At 72.8% G+C, this 18,824-nt stretch carries 15 protein-coding genes and 2 pseudogenes; 11 read left to right on the top strand and 6 right to left on the bottom strand.

Features of this window, described 5'->3' with window-relative positions:
* Positions 1-81: 81 nt before the first annotated feature.
* Positions 82-1,317, bottom strand: coding sequence for an ROK family transcriptional regulator (locus ACWEO5_RS07155; RefSeq protein ID WP_344556176.1), 1,236 nt, complete (start codon positions 1,315-1,317; stop codon positions 82-84).
* 143 nt (positions 1,318-1,460) lie between these two features.
* Between ACWEO5_RS07155 and ACWEO5_RS07150 the strand changes: the two genes are divergently transcribed.
* The 4 genes from ACWEO5_RS07150 (at position 1,461) to ACWEO5_RS07135 (ending at position 6,032) form a co-directional block, all read left to right on the top strand.
* Positions 1,461-2,771, top strand: coding sequence for an ABC transporter substrate-binding protein (locus ACWEO5_RS07150; RefSeq protein ID WP_452160921.1), 1,311 nt, complete (start codon positions 1,461-1,463; stop codon positions 2,769-2,771).
* A gap of 5 nt (positions 2,772-2,776) precedes the next feature.
* Entirely contained in the window at positions 2,777-3,775 is a 999-nt protein-coding gene (locus ACWEO5_RS07145; RefSeq protein ID WP_380240737.1) for a carbohydrate ABC transporter permease, read from the top strand.
* Entirely contained in the window at positions 3,772-4,614 is an 843-nt protein-coding gene (locus ACWEO5_RS07140; RefSeq protein WP_123553590.1) for a carbohydrate ABC transporter permease, read from the top strand. The genes ACWEO5_RS07145 and ACWEO5_RS07140 overlap by 4 nt, the downstream gene beginning before the upstream one ends.
* A 74-nt stretch (positions 4,615-4,688) precedes the next feature.
* Positions 4,689-6,032: a GH1 family beta-glucosidase gene (locus ACWEO5_RS07135; RefSeq protein ID WP_452160918.1), complete on the top strand. Its 1,344-nt coding sequence runs from the start codon at positions 4,689-4,691 to the stop codon at positions 6,030-6,032.
* A gap of 99 nt (positions 6,033-6,131) precedes the next feature.
* Here ACWEO5_RS07135 and ACWEO5_RS07130 read toward each other — a convergent pair.
* The 3 genes and pseudogenes from ACWEO5_RS07130 to ACWEO5_RS07120 form a co-directional block, all read right to left on the bottom strand.
* Positions 6,132-7,091, bottom strand: a pseudogene (locus ACWEO5_RS07130) (chitinase); the annotation flags it as partial.
* Positions 7,092-7,364: 273 nt separating this feature from the next.
* A pseudogene (locus tag ACWEO5_RS07125) lies at positions 7,365-7,829 on the bottom strand (carbohydrate binding domain-containing protein); the annotation flags it as partial.
* 218 nt (positions 7,830-8,047) lie between these two features.
* On the bottom strand, positions 8,048-8,596 hold the full coding sequence (locus ACWEO5_RS07120) for an RICIN domain-containing protein (protein WP_452160916.1): 549 nt from the start codon (positions 8,594-8,596) through the stop codon (positions 8,048-8,050).
* Positions 8,597-8,705: 109 nt separating this feature from the next.
* Here ACWEO5_RS07120 and ACWEO5_RS07115 point away from each other — a divergent pair, with 109 nt between their 5' ends.
* On the top strand, positions 8,706-9,590 hold the full coding sequence (locus tag ACWEO5_RS07115) for an aminoglycoside phosphotransferase family protein (protein ID WP_452160914.1): 885 nt from the start codon (positions 8,706-8,708) through the stop codon (positions 9,588-9,590).
* A gap of 53 nt (positions 9,591-9,643) precedes the next feature.
* Here ACWEO5_RS07115 and ACWEO5_RS07110 read toward each other — a convergent pair whose 3' ends face one another.
* Complete coding sequence (locus tag ACWEO5_RS07110) at positions 9,644-11,026, bottom strand: LCP family protein (RefSeq protein ID WP_452160912.1); 1,383 nt, start codon at positions 11,024-11,026, stop codon at positions 9,644-9,646.
* Positions 11,027-11,088: 62 nt separating this feature from the next.
* Positions 11,089-11,601: a SigE family RNA polymerase sigma factor gene (locus ACWEO5_RS07105; protein ID WP_452160954.1), complete on the bottom strand. Its 513-nt coding sequence runs from the start codon at positions 11,599-11,601 to the stop codon at positions 11,089-11,091.
* Between the two features lie 228 nt (positions 11,602-11,829).
* On the opposite strand from ACWEO5_RS07105, the gene ACWEO5_RS07100 reads away from it, so the two are divergent.
* The 6 genes from ACWEO5_RS07100 to ACWEO5_RS07075 all read left to right on the top strand — a co-directional run bounded on the left by ACWEO5_RS07100 (position 11,830) and on the right by ACWEO5_RS07075 (position 18,703).
* On the top strand, positions 11,830-13,596 hold the full coding sequence (locus tag ACWEO5_RS07100) for an ABC transporter ATP-binding protein (protein ID WP_452160910.1): 1,767 nt from the start codon (positions 11,830-11,832) through the stop codon (positions 13,594-13,596).
* 31 nt (positions 13,597-13,627) lie between these two features.
* Positions 13,628-14,173, top strand: coding sequence for a GNAT family N-acetyltransferase (locus ACWEO5_RS07095; RefSeq protein ID WP_344556194.1), 546 nt, complete (start codon positions 13,628-13,630; stop codon positions 14,171-14,173).
* A gap of 99 nt (positions 14,174-14,272) precedes the next feature.
* The gene (locus ACWEO5_RS07090; RefSeq protein WP_452160907.1) at positions 14,273-14,890 is read left to right on the top strand and encodes an SDR family oxidoreductase; all 618 of its coding nucleotides are present in this window, start codon (positions 14,273-14,275) and stop codon (positions 14,888-14,890) included.
* Positions 14,891-15,013: 123 nt separating this feature from the next.
* Entirely contained in the window at positions 15,014-15,481 is a 468-nt protein-coding gene (locus ACWEO5_RS07085; RefSeq protein ID WP_344556198.1) for an SRPBCC family protein, read from the top strand.
* A 76-nt stretch (positions 15,482-15,557) separates the two neighbouring features.
* Entirely contained in the window at positions 15,558-16,304 is a 747-nt protein-coding gene (locus tag ACWEO5_RS07080; protein WP_452160905.1) for an HAD family hydrolase, read from the top strand.
* On the top strand, positions 16,301-18,703 hold the full coding sequence (locus ACWEO5_RS07075) for a glycoside hydrolase family 65 protein (RefSeq protein ID WP_452160903.1): 2,403 nt from the start codon (positions 16,301-16,303) through the stop codon (positions 18,701-18,703). Before ACWEO5_RS07080 ends, ACWEO5_RS07075 begins: the two co-directional genes overlap by 4 nt.
* The last annotated feature ends 121 nt before the right edge of the window (positions 18,704-18,824 follow it).

The following is an 18,824-nucleotide window of genomic DNA, read 5'->3' as shown; positions in this document are numbered from 1 at the left end:
GGGCCCCTGATTGCGCCTTCCGCGACGTGAACCGTCCCGCCCGCGCCGTCTTGAGCGGGACGGGGCGCGGGCGGGACGGGGTCAGAGGGCGGCGACGGTGGCCAGGTGGTCGGGCATCTCGCCGCCGCTGTCCAGGAAGTGGGTCAGCGGGAGGGTGGCCGCACCGAGCGTCACCGCGTCCGGGCCGAGGTCGGAGAGGGTGATGGTGGTGCGGGAGCGGGGGTAGGAGAGGGCGTAGCGGGTCGCGGCCTCGTCGATCGCGGGGAGCATCCGGGGGCCGAGCAGCAGGCCCGCCCAGCCGCCGATGACGATCCGCTCGGGGTTGAAGAGGTTGACCAGGTCGGCGATGGCGGCGCCGAGGAGTTCGGCGGCCTCGTCGAGCAGGGCGACGGCGCTGGGCCGCCCCTCCTCGGCGGCCCGCAGCAGCGCGGCCAGGCCGGCCTTCTCGCTGGTGCCGGGCACGGTGCCGTCCCAGCGTTCGACCAGGGCCTCGGCGCCGACGTACGCCTCCAGGCAGCCGCGCGAGCCGCACCGGCAGGGGCGGCCGCCGACGTGCACCTTGGTGTGGCCCCACTCGCCGGCCGAGCTGCTCGCGCCGCGGAAGCGGGCGCCGTCGGCGATCACGCAGGCGCCGACGCCGGAGCCGAACAGGGCGACCACGGCGTGCCGGCTGCCGCGTCCGGCGCCGAACCACATCTCGGCCTGGCCGAGGGTCTTGGCGCCGTTGTCGACGTACAGCGGCAGCGGGGTGTGCTCGCGCAGCAGGCGGCCGAACGGGACGGCGTCCCAGTCGAAGGTCTGGCCGTGCACGACGACGTCGGCGCCGGGGTCGGCGCCGGTGCCCTGCTCGACGACGCCGGGGACGCCGATGCCGATGCCGAGCACGTTCTCGGCGGGGACGCCGGCGGCGGCGAGCACCTGGTCGAGGCCGCTGGCGATCATCCGGACGACCCGCTCGGGGTCGTGCGCGGCGAGCAGCGGCTGGTCGGCCGAGGCGAGTTCGGTGAGCGCGAGGTCGAACAGGGTGACCCGGACCTGGGTCTCGCCGATGTCGATGCCGACCAGGTGGGCCTGGCCGGGGGTGACCCGGAGCAGGATGCGGGGGCGGCCGCCGTCGGACTCGACGGATCCGCACTCCTCGATCAGCCCGTCGGTGAGCAACTCTCCCGTTACGTTGCTGACCGATCCGGCGCTCAGCCCGGTGGCGGTGCCCAGCTCCTGGCGGCTCAGCGGACCGTGGAAGTACAGGTGTCGCAGTAGCGTGGAACGGCTGCTCCGGCGCAGGTCGCGAACGGTCTGCTTGCCTCGCGGTGTCATCGGTGTCCCTTCTTCGTTGCAGAATCTACGCCGTCGCGCCTCTTGACGTCTACTTTTCTCAGACGTTAAATCTCGGCGTGAAGTAAGCAGTTTCCACTGCTTCTTCACCCCCACGAGACGACAGCCCGAGAGGGGCTCCTCCCATGCGCACCCACCGGATCTCCGCCGCCCTCGCCCTGACCGCCGCGATCGTTCTGACCGCCTCCGCCTGTGGCGGCGGCGACAGCGGCGGCGGCAGCAACTCCAGCCCGAAGACCCTGACGTACTGGGCCTCCAACCAGGGCAGCAGCCTGGAGAACGACAAGCAGGTGCTGGAGCCCGAGCTCAAGAAGTTCGAGGCGCAGACCGGCATCAAGGTCAACCTCGAAGTGATCCCCTGGTCCGACCTGCTGAACAGAATCCTCGCCGCCACCGCGTCCGGCCAGGGCCCGGACGTGCTGAACATCGGCAACACCTGGTCCGCCTCCCTCCAGGCGACCGGCGCGCTGCTCCCGTTCGACCAGGCCACCTTCGACAAGATCGGCGGCAAGGACCGCTTCCTGGAGTCGACCATCGCCTCGGCCGGCGCCAAGGGCAAGGACCCGGCGGCCGTCCCGCTGTACTCGATGGCCTACGGCCTGTACTACAACAAGAAGCTGTTCCAGGCGGCCGGGATCGCCAACCCGCCCACCACCTGGGAGGAGCTCGTCGAGGACGGCAAGAAGCTGACCTCGGGCGACAAGTACGGCATCGCGATCGAGGGCGGCAACGTCTCGGAGAACGTGCACAACGTCTTCACCCTCGGCATGCAGCACGGCACCGGCTTCTTCGACGCCTCGGGCAAGCCGACCTTCGACAGCCCGGAGGCCGTCGCCGCGGTCAAGCAGTACGTCGACTTCATCGCCAACGACAAGATCGCCGCCCCCGGCAACGCCGAGTACGCCGCCAACCAGTCGGTGACCGACTTCGCCACCGGCAAGGCCGCGATGCTGATGTGGCAGTCCGCGGGCGCCAACCTCAAGTCGCACGGCATGAACCCCGACGACTACGGCGTCGTCCCGGTCCCGGCCCCGGCCGGCGCCACCGGTGACAAGGCCACCACCTCGATGGTGGCCGGCATCAACCTGGCGGTCTTCAAGAACACCAAGAACCTCGACGGCGCCCTGAACTTCGTGAAGTTCATGACCAGCGACGAGGAGCAGAAGACCCTCAACGGCACCTACGGCTCGCTGCCGTCGGTCAAGGCCGCGCAGTCCGACGCCGCGTTCTCCACCCCGGAGCTGCAGACCCTCGCGGGCGTCCTGCAGAAGAGCGCCGCGCCGCTCCCGCAGGTCCCGAGCGAGAGCCAGTTCGAGACCCTGATCGGCACCGCGGTCAAGAACCTGCTGGCGACCGCCGCCGCGGGCAAGCCGATCACCGAGGCCACGGTCAAGGACGAGCTGTCCAAGGCCCAGCAGCAGATGCCGGCGAGCTGACGAACGTGTCCGAGAAAGTGATCGACCGCAAGGCCGTCGGCAACGGCAAGGAGGCCGCCCCGAAGGGGGCGGCCCCCGCCCGCCGGCGCATCCGTGAGAAGTTCGGGCGCAGCGCCCTGCCCTACCTGCTGCTGCTCCCGGCCCTGCTGGCCGAGCTGCTGATCCACCTGGTGCCGATGGTCACCGGCATCGTGATGGCCTTCAAGCAGCTGACCCAGTTCTTCATCCGCGACTGGGGCTCGGCGCCCTGGTCCGGCTTCGACAACTTCAAGGTGGCGCTGGACTTCAACGCCCCGGTCGGCAAGGCGCTGCTGCACTCGTTCTGGGTGACCTGCATGTTCACCGTGCTGTCGGTGGGCCTGTCCTGGCTGATCGGCGTCACCGCCTCGATCTTCACCCAGGACGCGTTCCGCGGCCGCGGGCTGCTGCGGGCGGCGTTCATGCTTCCGTACGCGCTGCCGGTGTTCGCAGCCGTGATCACCTGGTCGTTCATGTTCCAGCGGGACACCGGCCTGATCAACCACGTGCTGCACGACCAGCTGCACCTGACCAGCGACAAGCCGTTCTGGCTGATCGGCGACAACAGCTTCTGGGCGCTGCTGACCGTCTCGGTCTGGAAGTCCTGGCCGTTCGCCTTCCTCACCCTCACCGCGGGCCTGCAGAACATCCCGCGCGAGCTGTACGAGGCCGCCTCGCTGGACGGCGCCGGCGTCTGGCAGCAGATCCGCCGGATCACCCTGCCCTCGCTGCGCCCGGTCAACCTGGTGCTGGTGCTGGTGCTCTTCCTGTGGACGTTCAACGACTTCAACACGCCGTTCGTGCTGTTCGGCAAGTCCGCCCCGCAGGCCGCGGACCTGATCTCGATCCACATCTACCAGTCCTCCTTCATCACCTGGAACTTCGGCCAGGGCTCCGCGATGTCGGTGCTGCTGCTGCTGTTCCTGCTGCTGGTGACCGCGGTCTACCTGCTCGCCACCAACCGCCGTCGGGAGGACGCAGAATGATCAACCCGCCCGCCTCCTTCCGCTGGCTGCGCCGGGTCGTGCTGCTGGTGCTGGCCGTCTTCACCCTGACCCCGGTCGCGGTGATGCTGAGCTCCTCGCTCAAGCCGCTGCGCGACGTCCAGGGCCCGTGGCGCTGGATCCCCAGCGAGCTGACCTTCCGGCCGTACATCGACATCTGGAAGACCGTCCCGCTCGCGAAGTACTTCACCAACTCGCTGATCGTGGCCGGCTCGGCCACCGCGCTGTCCGTGCTGATCGCGCTGCTGGCCGGTTACGCGGTGAGCCGCTACCGCTTCCGCGGCAAGAAGATCTTCACGATCACCGTGCTGTCCACCCAGATGTTCCCCGGCATCCTGTTCCTGCTGCCGCTGTTCCTGATCTTCGTCAACATCGGCAACTCGACCGGCATCGCCCTCTACGGCAGCCGCGGCGGCCTGATCCTCACCTACCTGACCTTCTCGCTGCCGTTCTCCATCTGGATGCTGGCCGGGTACCTGGACTCCATCCCGCGCGACCTCGACGAGGCCGCCGCCGTGGACGGCTGCGGGCCGATCCGCACCCTGGTGCAGATCATCGTCCCGGCCGCCCTGCCCGGCATCATCGCGGTCGCCGTCTACGCCTTCATGACCGCCTGGGGCGAGGTGCTGTTCGCCTCCGTCATGACCAACGACCAGACCCGCACGCTGGCCGTCGGGCTCCAGGGGTACGCCACGCAGACCGACGTCTACTGGAACCAGGTGATGGCCGCCTCGCTGGTCGTCAGCCTCCCCGTCGTCGCCGGATTCCTGCTGCTGCAGCGCTACCTGGTGGCCGGTCTGACCGCCGGTGCCGTCAAGTGAGGCACCGTCAGGGTGCCGCCAACTGACGCACCCGCACCGGACCAGCCGCCCCCTCACCCTCGAAAGGACCACCCGTGAACCACCTCGACGCGCTGCCGGCCAACTTCCGCTGGGGAGCAGCCACCGCCGCGTACCAGATCGAGGGCGCCGCCAGCACCGACGGCCGGGCGCCGTCGATCTGGGACACCTTCTCGCACATCCCCGGCAAGATCGACAACAACGACAACGGCGACGTCGCCTGCGACCACTACCACCGCTGGCCGCAGGACCTCGACCTCGCCAAGAACCTCGGCCTGGACGCCTACCGGTTCTCCATCGCCTGGCCCCGCGTGGTGCCGCTGGCCGACGGCAAGGTCAACGCGGCCGGCCTCGACTTCTACGACCGCCTGGTCGACGGCATGCTGGAGCGCGGCCTCACCCCGTTCCCCACCCTCTACCACTGGGACCTCCCGCAGGCCCAGCAGGACCGCGGCGGCTGGCCCGAGCGCTCCACCGCCGAGCGCTTCGCCGAGTACGCGGCCGTGGTCGCCGAGCGCCTCGGCGACCGGGTCCGCGACTGGTGCACCCTCAACGAGCCGCTCTGCTCCTCCTGGATCGGCCACCTCGAAGGCAAGATGGCCCCCGGCGTCACCGACCTGACCGCCGCCGTCCGCACCTCCTACCACCTGCACCTCGGCCACGGCCTCGCCGTGCAGGCGCTGCGCGCCGCCGTCCCCGGCGCCCGGATCGGCATCGTCAACAACCTCTCCACCATCGAGCCGGCCTCGCAGTCCGACGCGGACGTCGCCGCCGCCCTGCGCGCCGACGGCCACATCAACCGCTGGTGGCTCGACCCGGTCCTCGGCCGCGGCTACCCGCAGGACATGGTCGACCTGTACGGCGTCGAACTCCCGGTCCAGGACGGCGACCTGGAGATCATCTCGGCCCCGCTCGACTGGATCGGCCTCAACTACTACTTCCGCCAGATCGTCGAGGACGACCCGACCGGCGCCGTCCCGAACTTCCGCCAGGTCCCCGGCCCCAACCCCGAGCGCACCGCCATGGACTGGGAGGTGCACGCCCCCGGCATCGAGGAGCTCCTGCTGCGCCTCACCGAGGAGTACGGCGTCCGCGAGATCTACGTGACCGAGAACGGCTCCGCCTACCAGGACACCGTCACCTCCGACGGCCGGGTCGACGACCCCGAGCGCACCGCCTACCTGGAGTCCCACCTCGCCGCCTGCGCCCGCGCCGTCGCCAAGGGCGCCCCGCTGGCCGGCTACTTCGCCTGGTCCCTGCTCGACAACTTCGAGTGGGCGTACGGCTACGACAAGCGCTTCGGCCTCGTCCACGTCGACTACGACACCCAGGTCCGCACCCTCAAGTCCAGCGGCGAGCGCTACGCCCAGCTCATCGCCGCCCACCGGGCCCGGGCCTGACCACCCGCCCGGCAGGGGGGCGACGAGAGGCAGGGCCCCGGGAGCGACCGACGCTCCCGGGGCCCTGCCCTTGTCGTACGTCCTACCGGCTACCGGGCGTCAGCGGCCCTGCAGGGCCTTGACGTTGTCGCCGAAGGTCCAGCCCTTCGAGCCGTCCCAGTTGAGGGACCAGGTCATCAGGCCCTTCAGCTGGCCGTTGAAGGAGCCGTACGCCTGCGAGACCAGGCTGGGGGCCATGTAGCCGCCGCCCGCGCCCGGCTGGGCCGGGAGGCCGGGGACCTGCTTGTCGTAGGGGACCTTGATGGTGGTGCCCTGGATGGTCAGGCCGTTGTTGAGGCAGGTGGTCTGGGCGGTGAAGCCCTGGACGGTGCCGGCCGAGTAGGAGTCGCCGGAGCAGCCGTACATGGAGCCGTTGTAGTACTGCATGTTCAGCCACCACAGCCGGCCGTTGTCGACGTACTTCTTGATGATCGGCAGGTACGAGCCCCAGATGGAGCCGTAGGTGACGCTGCCGCCGGTGACGTACGCGGTCTCCGGGGCCATGGTCAGGCCGAAGCCGGCCGGCATCTGGCCGAGCACGCCGTCGATGATCCGGATCAGGTTGGACTGCGAGGCGGACAGGGTGCCGATGCTGCCGCTGCCGGACAGGCCGGTCTCGATGTCGATGTCGATGCCGTCGTAGTTGTACTTCTTCAGGATCGGCACGATGGTCGAGACGAACTTGTCGGCGACCGCGCTGGAGCTGAGGTCGATGCCCGCGGCGGCGCCGCCGATCGACATCAGGATGGTCGCGCCGTTGGCCTTGGCCTGGCACATCTCGGCGGGGGTGGGCACCTTGACGCCGGTGTCCATGCCGTCCTGCCAGAGCACGGTGCCGTCGGAGAGGATCACCGGGAACGCGGTGGTGACCACGTTGTAGCCGTGCTGGCCGATCCGGCTGTCGGTGATCGGAGTCCAACCGAGGCCCGGGTGCACGCCGTTGGAGGCGCCGTCCCAGTTCTCCCAGTAGCCCTGCAGCACCTTGCCGGTCGGCCGGGGCTTGGTCGCGCAGGTGGCGTCACCGGAGGTGGCGCTGCTGGACGGGCTCGGCGAGGTGCTGGTGGAGTTCGAAGGGCTCGGCGAGGTGGAGTTGGAGGGGCTCGGCGAGGTGCTGGCCGACTGCGAGGGGCTCGGCGAGGTGGAGTTCGACGGGCTGGTCGACGGGGACGGGCTGCCGCTGCCGCCGGGGCCGCTGAGCACCAGGTCGTCGGCGTAGAACGCGGGCTGGCCGTACCAGCCGTGCACGAAGACGGTCACCGAGGTGGTGGACGCACCGGTGGAGAAGGTGGTGCTGAGCTGGCCGTAGGAGGCGTTGCCCGGGGCCCAGGTGGAGGCGTTCACGCCGGTGCCGGTGGCGCCGAGGTAGACGTAGTTGCCCTGGACGAAGCCGCTCAGGGTGTACTGCGAGTTCGGCTGCACGCTGATGGTCTGCGAGCACTGCGCGGTGTCCTGGCCGCCCGGGGTGGCCTTGAGCGCGGAGGTGCCGCCGTGCACCGGGGTGGTGACGACCGCGGCGCCGGAGCCGCTGGTGCAGGTCCAGTTGGCCAGGCCGCTCTCGAAGCCGGGGTTGGCGATCAGGTTGGCGACGTCGGCGGACGCGGTGACCGTGCCGGCCACGGCGAGGCCGGCGCCGATCACGGCGGCGGCGCTGACGCCGGCCAGCGTCCGGCGTCCGGCGCTCTGGCGGGTCCGGGCGTGGCTGACCCGGGGCGCGTGCTCGGCGCGCTCCACGGGCGAGTACGACCTTCGACGGAACATCGTGATCCCTTCCCGCCGAAACACCTGGTCATGGGCATGACCAACGCTGTGGGGGCGCGGTGCCCGGCTGTGGGTGAGGTGGGGACATGTGGGGGGTTGTGCCCAGCCGGATCGTAGGAGCGGGGGCAAGGGGCGTCAATAGGTCTGGACCAATAACGAGGGTCTGGACCATTTTCGGGAGGGGTCGCCGGCCGCCGCCCGCGGGAGGGACCGGCCGGTCAGTCCTCCGCCAGGGCGGTGAACGGCGCCGCCAGCAGCCAGGTCTGGTTCTCCCCGCCGTGCGTCGGCCGGAGCGTCGCCGGGGTGCGCGCCTCGGCGGCGTGCGGGCAGTCCAGCGCCAGGCCGGTGCCGACGTTCTCGATCCGGTGCGCCCGGCCGCCGTTGACCGGCACCACCCGCCAGCGCTGCCAGGCGGCGTCCGCGCCGTGCCGGTCGCGCATCCGCACCGGCTCCGCGTCCGGCACGCCGCCGCCGTCCAGCAGCAGGTTGTTGGCCACCGATACCAGGTGGTGCTCCCCGGCTCGGTCGGTCGGCCGCAACAGCCACAACTGGTGCGGCCGCCCGTGCACCGGCCACAGGTGCGGATGGCTGTCGTGGGTGCTGCGCAGCGCGGTGTCCAGGGCCAGCCCGCTGCTCACCGAGACGACCAGGAACGGCCCCAGCGGCTTGCGGGCCCGACGGCGGAACAGCGAACCGACGTCGTCCGTGCCGATCTTCAGGAACGGAATGCCGATCTCGGCACTGACGCGGCGCTCTCCCGGTGGCATGACCGCCATGGTAGGGCGCGTCCCGCGCCCCCGCACGCCCTTCCCGCCGGCGGCCGCCGCGGCGCACACTGGACCAGGCCCCCGGACGCCGAGCGGAACGAGACCGGACGTGGACGTGGAGCACCCCACCCCCGCCGCCCTGCTCGCCGAAGCCTGCGCCGCCGCCGGGCGCTCCGGCGCCGGTGCGGAGCTGATCCGGGCCGGTGAGAACACCCTGTGGCGGCTGCCCGGCGGGGTGGTCGCCCGGATCGGCCGACCGGGCCAACTCGCGTCGGCCGCGAAGGAGTTGACCGTCGCCCGCTGGCTGCACCGGCACCGGGTGCCGGCCGTCCGGCCGCTCGGCCACCAGCCCGCGCCGCTGGCCGTCCGGGGCCGCCCGGCCACCTTCTGGCACGAACTGCCCCCGCACCGGCCCGGCACCGCCGCCGAACTGGCCGCCGCCCTGCGCCGCCTGCACCGGCTGCCCCCGCCGGAGACCCGGCTGCCCGCCCTCGACCCGTTCGTCCGCCTCCCCGAGCGGATCGACGCCGCCGGACTGGACCGCCCGCTCCACCGCCGGCTGCACGACCGGCTCACCGAACTGCGCACCGCCTGGCGCGAACTCGCCCTCCCCGCCCGGGAGTCCACCGTCGTCCACGGCGACGCCTGGAGCGGCAACCTCGCGGTCACCGCCACCACCGCCCACCTGCTGGACTTCGAACGCACCGCGCTCGGTCCGGTCGAGTGGGACCTGACCACCACCGCCGTCGGCCGCCACACCTTCGGCACCGTCCCGCCCGGGACGTACGCCGCCTTCTGCGCCGCCTACGGCTCCGACGTCACCGAGCACCCCGGCTACCCGGTGCTCCGCGACATCCGCGAACTCCGGCTCACCTGCTACGCGTTGCAGCAGGCCACCACCGACCCGCGGCACCGCGCCCAGGCCCGCTACCGCCTGGCCTGCCTGCTCGGCGAGCACGGCCCCCGGCCCTGGGGCTGGACCCCGCTCGGCTGACCCGCCCGGAAGCCGAAGCCGGGTCAGCCGAAGCCGGGTCAGCCCACGCAGAGTCAGTCCACGCAGGGCACCCCGCCCAGCGCCACCGGCTTCGGCAGGAAGGCCACCGACCCGGTCGGGACGGCGGCGGCGCCGCCCGACGGCTCCGGCGAGGACGACGGCGAGGACGGGGACGAGGACGACGGTGCGGGCGTCGACGGCGAGGCCGGGGCCGGGGAGGCGGGCGTGCCCCCGGGGCCGTCGAGCAGGATGCCGCGGGCCGCGCCCGGCACCGCCAGCAGGTGGTTCAGGGAGGCGTCCAGGGTCACCGGCAGCGTCCGCAGGGTCCCCCGTCCGGCGGTCAGCGCCGGCACCTGGCGGACGAAGTCCACCGGGCTCCAGCCCTGGTCCACCACCAGGCTGCCGTCCAGCGCCCGGTACAGCGCGGTCAGCTTCGAGGGGTCCGCCAGCGTCCCGTCGGAGCGCAGCTTCTCCACCACCCCGGCCAGCAGCGCCTGGGCCCGCCGGGTGCGCTCCAGGTCGGACCCGTCGCCGACGCCGTGCCGCTGCCGGACGAAGGCGAGCGCCTGGGCCGCCCCCAACTCCTGCCGCCCGGCGGGGAACCGGGCCCCGCTGTACGGGTCGTCCACCGCGTGGTTCAGGCAGACCGGGATCCCGCCGAGGGCCTGGGCGACGCGGTAGAAGCCGACCATCGACACCTCCGCGTAGTGGTCGACCCGGACGTCGGTCAGCTTCTCGACCGTCTTCAGCAGCTCCAGGCGCCCCGCCTCCCTGGCTCGGGTGCGCAGCGTCTCGCCCGGGACGCCGTCGCCGACCGAGCTCTTCAGCGCGGCCTTCTCGGCGTCCGGGTAGACCCGGTTCAGCGCCACGCTTCGGCCGTCGGTGTCCTTGATCAGCACGTCCCGGGGCAGCGAGAGCTGCCGCACCTCGCCGCCGCCCGCCGGGATGTGCACCAGCATCACGGTGTCGGTGCTGTCCGCCGCGTCCGCCGGGACCGTCGCGCCGCTGTGCAGGTCGCCGCGGAGCAGTTCCGGCGCCACCGTCCGGCCCCGCGCGTCCAGGGCGTCGTCGGTGCCGACCAGCAGCAGCGTCACCCCGTCCGCCAGCGGCGCGGGCTCCGGGCTCCGGCCGGAGTGCGCCAGCTCCACCGCGGAGGTCCGTTCCCCCGGGAGGTCGCGCGGCACCGCCAGCAGCCCCGCCCCGACCGCGACCGCCGCGGTCAGCGCCCCCGCCAGCAGCACCGTGCGCCGCTGCCGGACCCGCCTGCGCCGCCGCCCGGCCGCCAGCCCGCCGTCGACCAGCCGGGCCGTCAGCTCCGGCCCGGGGCCGCTGCCCGTCAGCCCGAAGGCCGCCCCCAACCGCACCTCGAACTCCCCTTCCCCACCGCCGGTGCCGCGCACCGCGCCGTTCTCCCCGCCGTCCCCTGCGCCGTCCACTCCGCCACTCCGTCCGTCGCGCCCCGCGCCCTGCCCGCCACCGGGCCCGCCGCGTCCCGCCCTCACCGGGCCACCAACTCGGCCAGGTCCCCGCCCAGCAGTCCGCGCAGCTTGGCCAGCGCCCGCGAGCACCTGGTCCGCACCGCCGCCGAACTGTCCTTCACGATCGCCGCGGTCTCCTCCACGCTGCGGTCCTCCCAGTACCGGAGCACCACCACCGCCCGGTCCCGCGGCGGCAGCTGGGACAGCGCCTCGACCAGGGCGAGGCGCAGCGCCGAGTCCGGCCCGTCCTCGGCGACCTCGGGCAGCGCCAGGCTGGGCCGCTCGCTGCTGCTGCGCCGCCGCCGGTGCGACAGGTACGCCCGGACCAGCACGGTCTGCGCGTACCCGGCCGGGTTCTCGATCCGCCCGGCCCAGCTCGGCCGGTGCAGCCGGTGCCAGTGGGCGTACATCTGGCCCAGGGTGTCCTGCACGAGGTCCTCCGAGAGGTGGCTGTCCCCGCCGGTGAGGAAGTACGCCGAGCGGTAGAGCTGCCCGGACCGGGCCGTCGCGAACGCGACGAACTCCTCCTCCATGGCGGCCCGCCGACCACTGCCCACTGCCCGTCTCCCCTCGCGCGATCCGCCCTATGACGGCGCGGGGGCCCAGGATGTTTCATCCGGACCGGAAACGCGTCCGCGGGGGTTCCGCGAACCCGTCCGTCCGTGAAGCATCACTGTCCGGTTGCGGACAGCCCGAGCGCCGCCGCCCGCTGGAAGGATGGGACGGCACCGCCTGTTCGTACCCCGTACTGGAGTTCCCCCATGGCCCTGCCCGACGGATCGCTCAGCCACCGCTACCGGGGCGAGCACCCCGTCCGCACCCTGTTGTTCCTCTTCCGCCCCGACCGCGCCCGGGTCCTCGGCGCGGTCGGCGTCTTCTTCGCCAAGCACGCCCCCGTCTGGCTGCTGCCCCTGATCACCGCCAACATCGTCGACGTCGTGGTCAAGCACCGCGACGTGTCCGTGCTGTGGTGGAACTCCGCGATCCTGCTGACCATCCTGCTGCTCAACCTGCCGCTGCACATGCTGTACGTGCACTGGATGCACGGCTCCATCCGCCGGATGGGCACCCGGCTGCGCTCCGCCCTGTGCCACCGGATGCAGCAGCTCTCCATCGGCTACCACTCCCGGGTCAGCGCCGGCGTCCTGCAGGCCAAGGTGATCCGGGACGTCGAGGGCATCGAGACCGCCTCCCAGCAGACCGCCGACAACGGCCTCGCCGCGATCGCCACCCTGCTCGGCGGCCTGGTCGTGATCGCGATCCAGACCCCCGCCTTCCTGCCGGTCTTCCTGGTCCTCGTCCCCGCCAGCGCCCTGCTGGTGGTCCGGCTGCGCGAGCGGCTGCGCACCCAGAACGAGTCCTTCCGCCGCGAGGTCGAGCAACTCTCCTCCCGCATCGGCGAGATGACCACGCTGATCCCGATCACCCGGGCGCACGGCCTGGAGCGCACCGCGCTGCGCCGGGTCGACCGCACCCTGGGCCGGGTCCTCGACGAGGGCCTGCGCCTGGACCTGCTCAACGGCCGCTTCGGCTCGATGTCCTGGATCCTGCTCAACGCGATCGGCGTCGGCTGCCTGGCCGGCTCCGCACTGGTCGCCTACTACGGCTGGATGAACGTCACCCCCGGCGCCGTCGTCATGCTCAGCGCCTACTTCTCCTCGCTCACCGGCTCCGTCACCACCCTGCTCACCCTCACCCCGCAGCTCGGCAAGGGCCTGGCCTCGGTCCGCTCGGCCGGCGAGGTGCTGCAGGCCCCCGACCTGGAGGAGAACGCCGGCAAGGCGGACGTCACGGGCGTCACCGGCCGGATCGACTTCCAGGGCGTCGGCCACAGCTACCACGGCGCGGACGCCCCGTCCGTCACCGGCTTCGACCTCTCGGTCCGCCCCGGCGAGACCATCGCCCTGGTCGGCGCGTCCGGCGCGGGCAAGTCCACCGTCCTCAACCTGGTGATCGGCTTCCTGCGCCCCACCGAGGGCCGGATCCTGCTCGACGGCCGCGACATGGAGGAGCTCGACCTGCGCTCCTACCGCAAGTTCCTCTCCGTCGTCCCGCAGGAGTCCATCCTGTTCGAGGGCAGCATCCGGGAGAACGTCACGTACGGCATGAAGGACGTCCCCGAGGAGACCGTCCTGGCCGCCCTGCGCGACGCCAACGCCATGGAGTTCATCGAGCGCCTCCCCGAGGGCCTGGACACCGTGGTCGGCGAACGCGGCGCCCGCCTGTCCGGCGGCCAGAAGCAGCGCCTGGCCATCGCCCGCGCCCTGATCCGCGACCCGCGGGTGCTCATCCTCGACGAGGCCACCTCCGCCCTCGACTCCCGCTCCGAGGCGCTCGTCCAGCAGGCCCTGGCCCGCCTGGTCCGCGGCCGCACCGTCTTCGTCGTCGCCCACCGCCTGTCCACCATCCGCGGCGCCGACCGGATCGTCGTCATGCACGACGGCCGGATCGCCGAGATCGGCTCGCACGCCGAACTCCTGCGCACCGGCGGCCCGTACGCCGGCCTGCAGGCCGCCCAGCTCGCCTGAACCACCTCCTCACGGAACAGGACCACCCCGCATGACCGACCCGCTCAGCGGCAGACTCGTCCGGCTCAGGGAACTCCGCGAGGCCGACCTCCCCCGGCTCACCTCCTGGTGGCGCGAACCCGGCCTCGCCATCCAGCAGGTCACCGGCCCGGTGCACCCCCAGCCCGAGGCCCGGCTCGCCGACATGTTCCGCGCCTGGAGCCAGAACGGCGGCACCGACCTCGGCCTCTCCGTCGAAACCCTCGACACCGGCGACCTGGCCGGCCACGTCACCCTCTACGGCGCCACCCCCAAGGACCGCTGCGCCACCCTCGCCATCATCATCGGCCCGCCCCACCAGGACCGCGGCCTCGGCACCGACGTCCTGCGCACCACCATCCGCTACGGCTTCGCCGAACTCGGCCTCCACCGCATCGAACTCACCGTCAACAGCTACAACACCCGCGCCCTCGCCGCCTACCGCCGGGCCGGCTTCACCGAGGAGGGCCGCCGCCGCGAAGCCGTCTTCCGCGCCGGCAGCTGGCACGACCAGGTCCAGATGGGCGTCCTCTCCACCGAGTGGCAGGAGGACATCTGACCCTCCGGGGGCACACCGACAGGGGCGCGGGGAACTGCGCGCCCCTGTTCGGTTCGTCCGGGTTTCGCCCCCGGCGCCCCGCGGGTAGCGTCGCGTTCCATGGACGTGGTGATCGCAGGTGGGCACGGCAAGATCGCGTTGCGGCTCTCGAAGCTGCTCTCCGCCCGGGGCGACGCCGTCGCCGGGCTGATCCGGAACCCGGCGCAGGCGGGGGACCTGCAGGAGGCGGGGTCGCGGCCGGTGGTGTGCGACCTGGAGGCGGTGTCGGCGGAGGCGCTGGCGGAGCACCTCGCGGGGGCGGACGCGGTGGTGTTCGCGGCCGGGGCCGGCCCGGGCAGCGGGACGGCGCGGAAGGAGACGGTGGACCGGGCCGGGGCGGTGCTGCTGGCGGACGCGGCGCAGCGGGCGGGGGTGCGCCGGTACCTGCTGGTGTCCTCGATGGGGCTGGACAAGATCGGGGACCCGGAGGTCTCGCCCGAGTTCGAGGTGTACCTGAGGGCGAAGCTGGCCGCCGAGGAGGCGGTCAAGGAGCGCCCGCTGGACTGGACGGTCCTGCGCCCGGGCAGCCTGACCGACACCCCCACCGAGCGGCACGCGCACCTCGCGCCGCCGCCCAACCGTTTCGGCGAGGTCTCCCGGGACGAGGTCGCGCACACCCTGCTGCGGCTGCTGGACGATCCGACGACGATCCACCAGACCCTGGAACTCACCACCTGACCGCGACCGGCCCCGGCCCGACCGGCCCCGGCCCCCGACCGGCCCCGGCCCCCGACCGGTCGGGCCGGGTCGCGGTTGCCCGGCACCCCGCCGGGCGGGATCGTGGTGGTTGAGGTGAGTGCGATGGCCGAGATCGCCCTGCAGGTCGACGTCGCGGCGCCCCGGGAGCGGTTGCTGGCGGCGCTGGACACCCGCGAGGGGCTGGCGTCCTGGTGGACCACCGAGCTGGACCGGGAGGGCGAGGACCTGCTGTTCACGGTGGAGGACGCGCCGCAGCCGCTGCGGCTGCGCCGGGAGCGCGCGGACCTGGAGCGGGTGGCCTGGCGCAGCGTCGGGGTGTTCCCGCCGGCCTGGCAGGGGACGACGGTGACCTGGGACTTCTTCGACCACCCGGACGGCGCGCGGCAGTCGATGCTGCTGCTGCGCCACCTGGGCTGGGCGGCGGACGCGGGCCCGTCGGTGCCGGTGGCGGCGGGCCGCTGGGCGGAACTGGTGGTCCGGTTGAAGGACTACGCCCAGAGCGGCCGCCCGCAGCCGCTGTTCGTGCCGGGCCGCCACCCGCACCCGGGGGTGCACGCGGAGGCGGACTGACGGCGTGCGCGGCGTGCGACGCGCCGGTTCGGACGATGACCGGCATGGAGCGGCGCGGACGGGTGAGACTGGCTGCATGTTGGGACTTCCGGACGGCATCAAGGCTTTCCTGTTCGACCTGGACGGGGTGCTGACCCAGACCGCGAAGGTGCACGCCGCGGCCTGGAAGGACATGTTCGACACCTTCCTGCGGGCCGAAGCGGCCCGCACCGGAGGGCAGTTCGTCCCGTTCGACCCGGGCGCCGACTACGACCGGTACGTGGACGGCCGGCCCCGGCTGGACGGCACCCGGCAGTTCCTCGCCTCGCGCGGCGTCGAGCTGCCCGAGGGCACCCCGCAGGACCCGCCGGGCACCCGTACCGTCAACGGCCTGTCGAGCGCGAAGAACGAGACCGTGCTGCGGCTGATCCGCGAGCAGGGCGTGCAGCCGTACGAGGGCTCGGTGGCGTACCTGCACCGGCTGCGCGAGCTGGGGCTGCCGCGCGCGGTGGTCTCGTCCAGCGCGAACTGCCGGGACGTGCTGGCGGCGGCCGGGATCGCCGACCTGTTCGAGGTGGTGGTGGACGGGCTGACCCTGGCCCGCGACCACCTGGCGGGCAAGCCCGCGCCGGACACCTTCCTGGCGGCCGCGAAGGAGCTCGGGGTGGCCCCGGAGCACGCCGCGGTGTTCGAGGACGCGCTGGCGGGCGTCGCGGCCGGGCGGGCCGGCGGTTTCGGCGCGGTGGTGGGCGTGAACCGCACCGGGCAGGCCGACGCGCTGCGCGAGCACGGCGCGTCGGTGGTGGTGGACGACCTCTCCCAGCTGCTGGAGGAACGCGGATGAGCCCGTCCGAGGCGTTCACCGTCGACCCCTGGGGGATCACCGAGCACGGCCTGGACCTGCCCGGGCAGGCCCGCGCCGAGTCGGTGTTCGCGCTGTCCAACGGCCACATCGGGCTGCGCGGCAACCTGGACGAGGGCGAGCCGCACGGCCTGCCCGGCACCTACCTGAACGGCGTGTTCGAGCTGCGCCCGCTGCCGTACGCGGAGAGCGGCTACGGCTTCCCGGAGTCCGGGCAGAGCGTCATCAACGTCACCAACGGCAAGCTGATCCGGCTGCTGGTCGACGACGAGCCGTTCGACCTGCGCTACGGCGAACTGCGCAGCCACCGGCGGACGTTGGACTTCCGGGACGGCATCCTGCGCCGGGAGGCGGAGTGGACCTCGCCGGCCGGGCGGACGGTGCGGGTGACCTCGTCCCGGCTGGTGTCGCTGACCCAGCGGGCGGTGTGCGCGGTGGACTACACGGTGGAGGCCGTGGACGGGCCGGTGCGGATCGTGCTGCAGTCCGAGCTGGTCGCCAACGAGCAGCTGCCGGGCGGCGCGGGCGACGGCGACCCGCGGGCGGCGGCGGTGCTGGAGGCCCCGCTGGCGGCCGAACTCCAGCACGCCGACGGCACCAAGGGCGTGCTGGTGCACCGCACCCGCTTCTCCGGGCTGCGGGTGGCCGCCGCGATGGACCACGTGATCGACGGGCCGGAGCGGATCGACACCACCGCCGAGTCCTCCGACGACCAGGCCCGGACCACCGCCACCACGGTGCTGAACGCCGGGGAGAAACTGCGGCTGGTCAAGTACATCGCGTACGGCTGGTCGGCGACCCGCTCGCTGCCCGCGGTCCGGGACCAGGTGGAGGCGGCGCTGACCGCCGCCCGGTACACCGGCTGGGACGGGCTGGTGGGCGAGCAGAAGGAGTTCCTCGGCCGGTTCTGGGGCGACAACGACATCGAGATCGAGGGCGACGTCGAACTCCAGCAGGCCGTCCGGTTCGCGCTGTTCCACGTGCTGCAGGCGGGCGCCCGCAGCGAGGAGCGGGCGATCCCGGCGAAGGGCCTGACCGGCCCCGGCTACGACGGGCACTCGTTCTGGGACACCGAGACCTTCGTGCTGCCGGTGCTCACCTACTGTCTGCCGGACGCGGTCAAGCAGGCGCTGCGCTGGCGGCACACCACGCTGCCGATGGCCCGCGAGCGGGCGGCCCAACTCGGCCTGGCGGGCGCGGTGTTCCCGTGGCGGACGATCCGCGGCGAGGAGTGCTCCGGGTACTGGCCGGCCGGCACCGCCGCGTTCCACATCGGCGCGGACATCGCGGCCGCCGCCGTCCGCTACGTCCGGGCCACCGGGGACACCGAGTTCGAGCGCACCCACGGCCTGGAACTGCTGGTGGAGACCGCCCGGATGTGGCGCTCGCTCGGCCACCACGACGCCAAGGGCAACTTCCGGATCGAGGGCGTCACCGGGCCCGACGAGTACTCGGCGGTCGCCGACAACAACGTGTTCACCAACGTGATGGCGCAGGCCAACCTGTGGAACGCGGCGGACACCGCGCTCAAGTACCGGCACGAGTCGGGGCTGCTCGGGGTGGACACCGAGGAGGCCGCGGCCTGGCGCGACGCCGCCGACAAGATGTTCATCCCGTACGACGAGCAGATCGGCGTGCACCCGCAGGCCGACGGGTTCACCGACCACCAGATGTGGGACTTCGAGACCACCCCGCCGGAGAAGTACCCGCTGCTGCTGCACTACCCGTACTTCGACCTGTACCGCAAGCAGGTGGTCAAGCAGGCCGACCTGGTGCTCGCCATGCAGGTCCGCGGCGACGTGTTCACCCCCGAGCAGAAGGCCCGCAACTTCGCCTACTACGAGCGCCTGACGGTCCGCGACTCCTCGCTGTCCGCCTGCACCCAGGCGGTGATCGCCGCCGAGGTCGGCCAGCTCGACCTGGCCTACGACTACACCGCCGAAGCGGCCCTGATGGACCTGCACGACCTCGGCGGCAACACCCGCGACGGCCTGCACATGGCCTCGCTGGCGGGCGCCTGCATCGCCCTGGTCGCCGGGTTCGGCGGCCTGCGCGACCACACCGAGCAGCTGTCCTTCCGGCCCCGGCTGCCCGCCGGGCTGCAACGGCTGTGCTTCTCGATGAACGTGCGCGAGCACCTGCTGCGGGTCGACATCACCCACGCCACCACCACGTACACGCTGCGGCGCGGCAGCGTGCTGCCGGTCCTGCACGACGACGAGCAGCTGCGGATCGAGGCCGGGAAGTCCGTCAGCCGACCCACCGCGCAGGTCCCCGACCCCGGGGAGCGCCCCACCCAGCCGCCCGGCCGGGCCCCCGCCCGCCGGCACGGCCAGGCCGGCGTCAAGGTCGGGACGGTCGACCACCTGCCCGCCGAGTAGCCGCCGCGCGCCCCCGCGGCAGCCGGTCCGCGGACCCGGGCCGCCGCGGGGGTCAGCGCTTGACCGGCGGGCAGGTGCCGGTGCTGTCGCCGATCGAGTTGATCTCGGCGTTGGGCCGGGT

This window comes from Kitasatospora sp. NPDC004272, from assembly GCF_053603035.1.
Note: the sequence above shows the minus strand (reverse complement) of the source record. Positions and strands in the feature narration are given on the sequence as shown.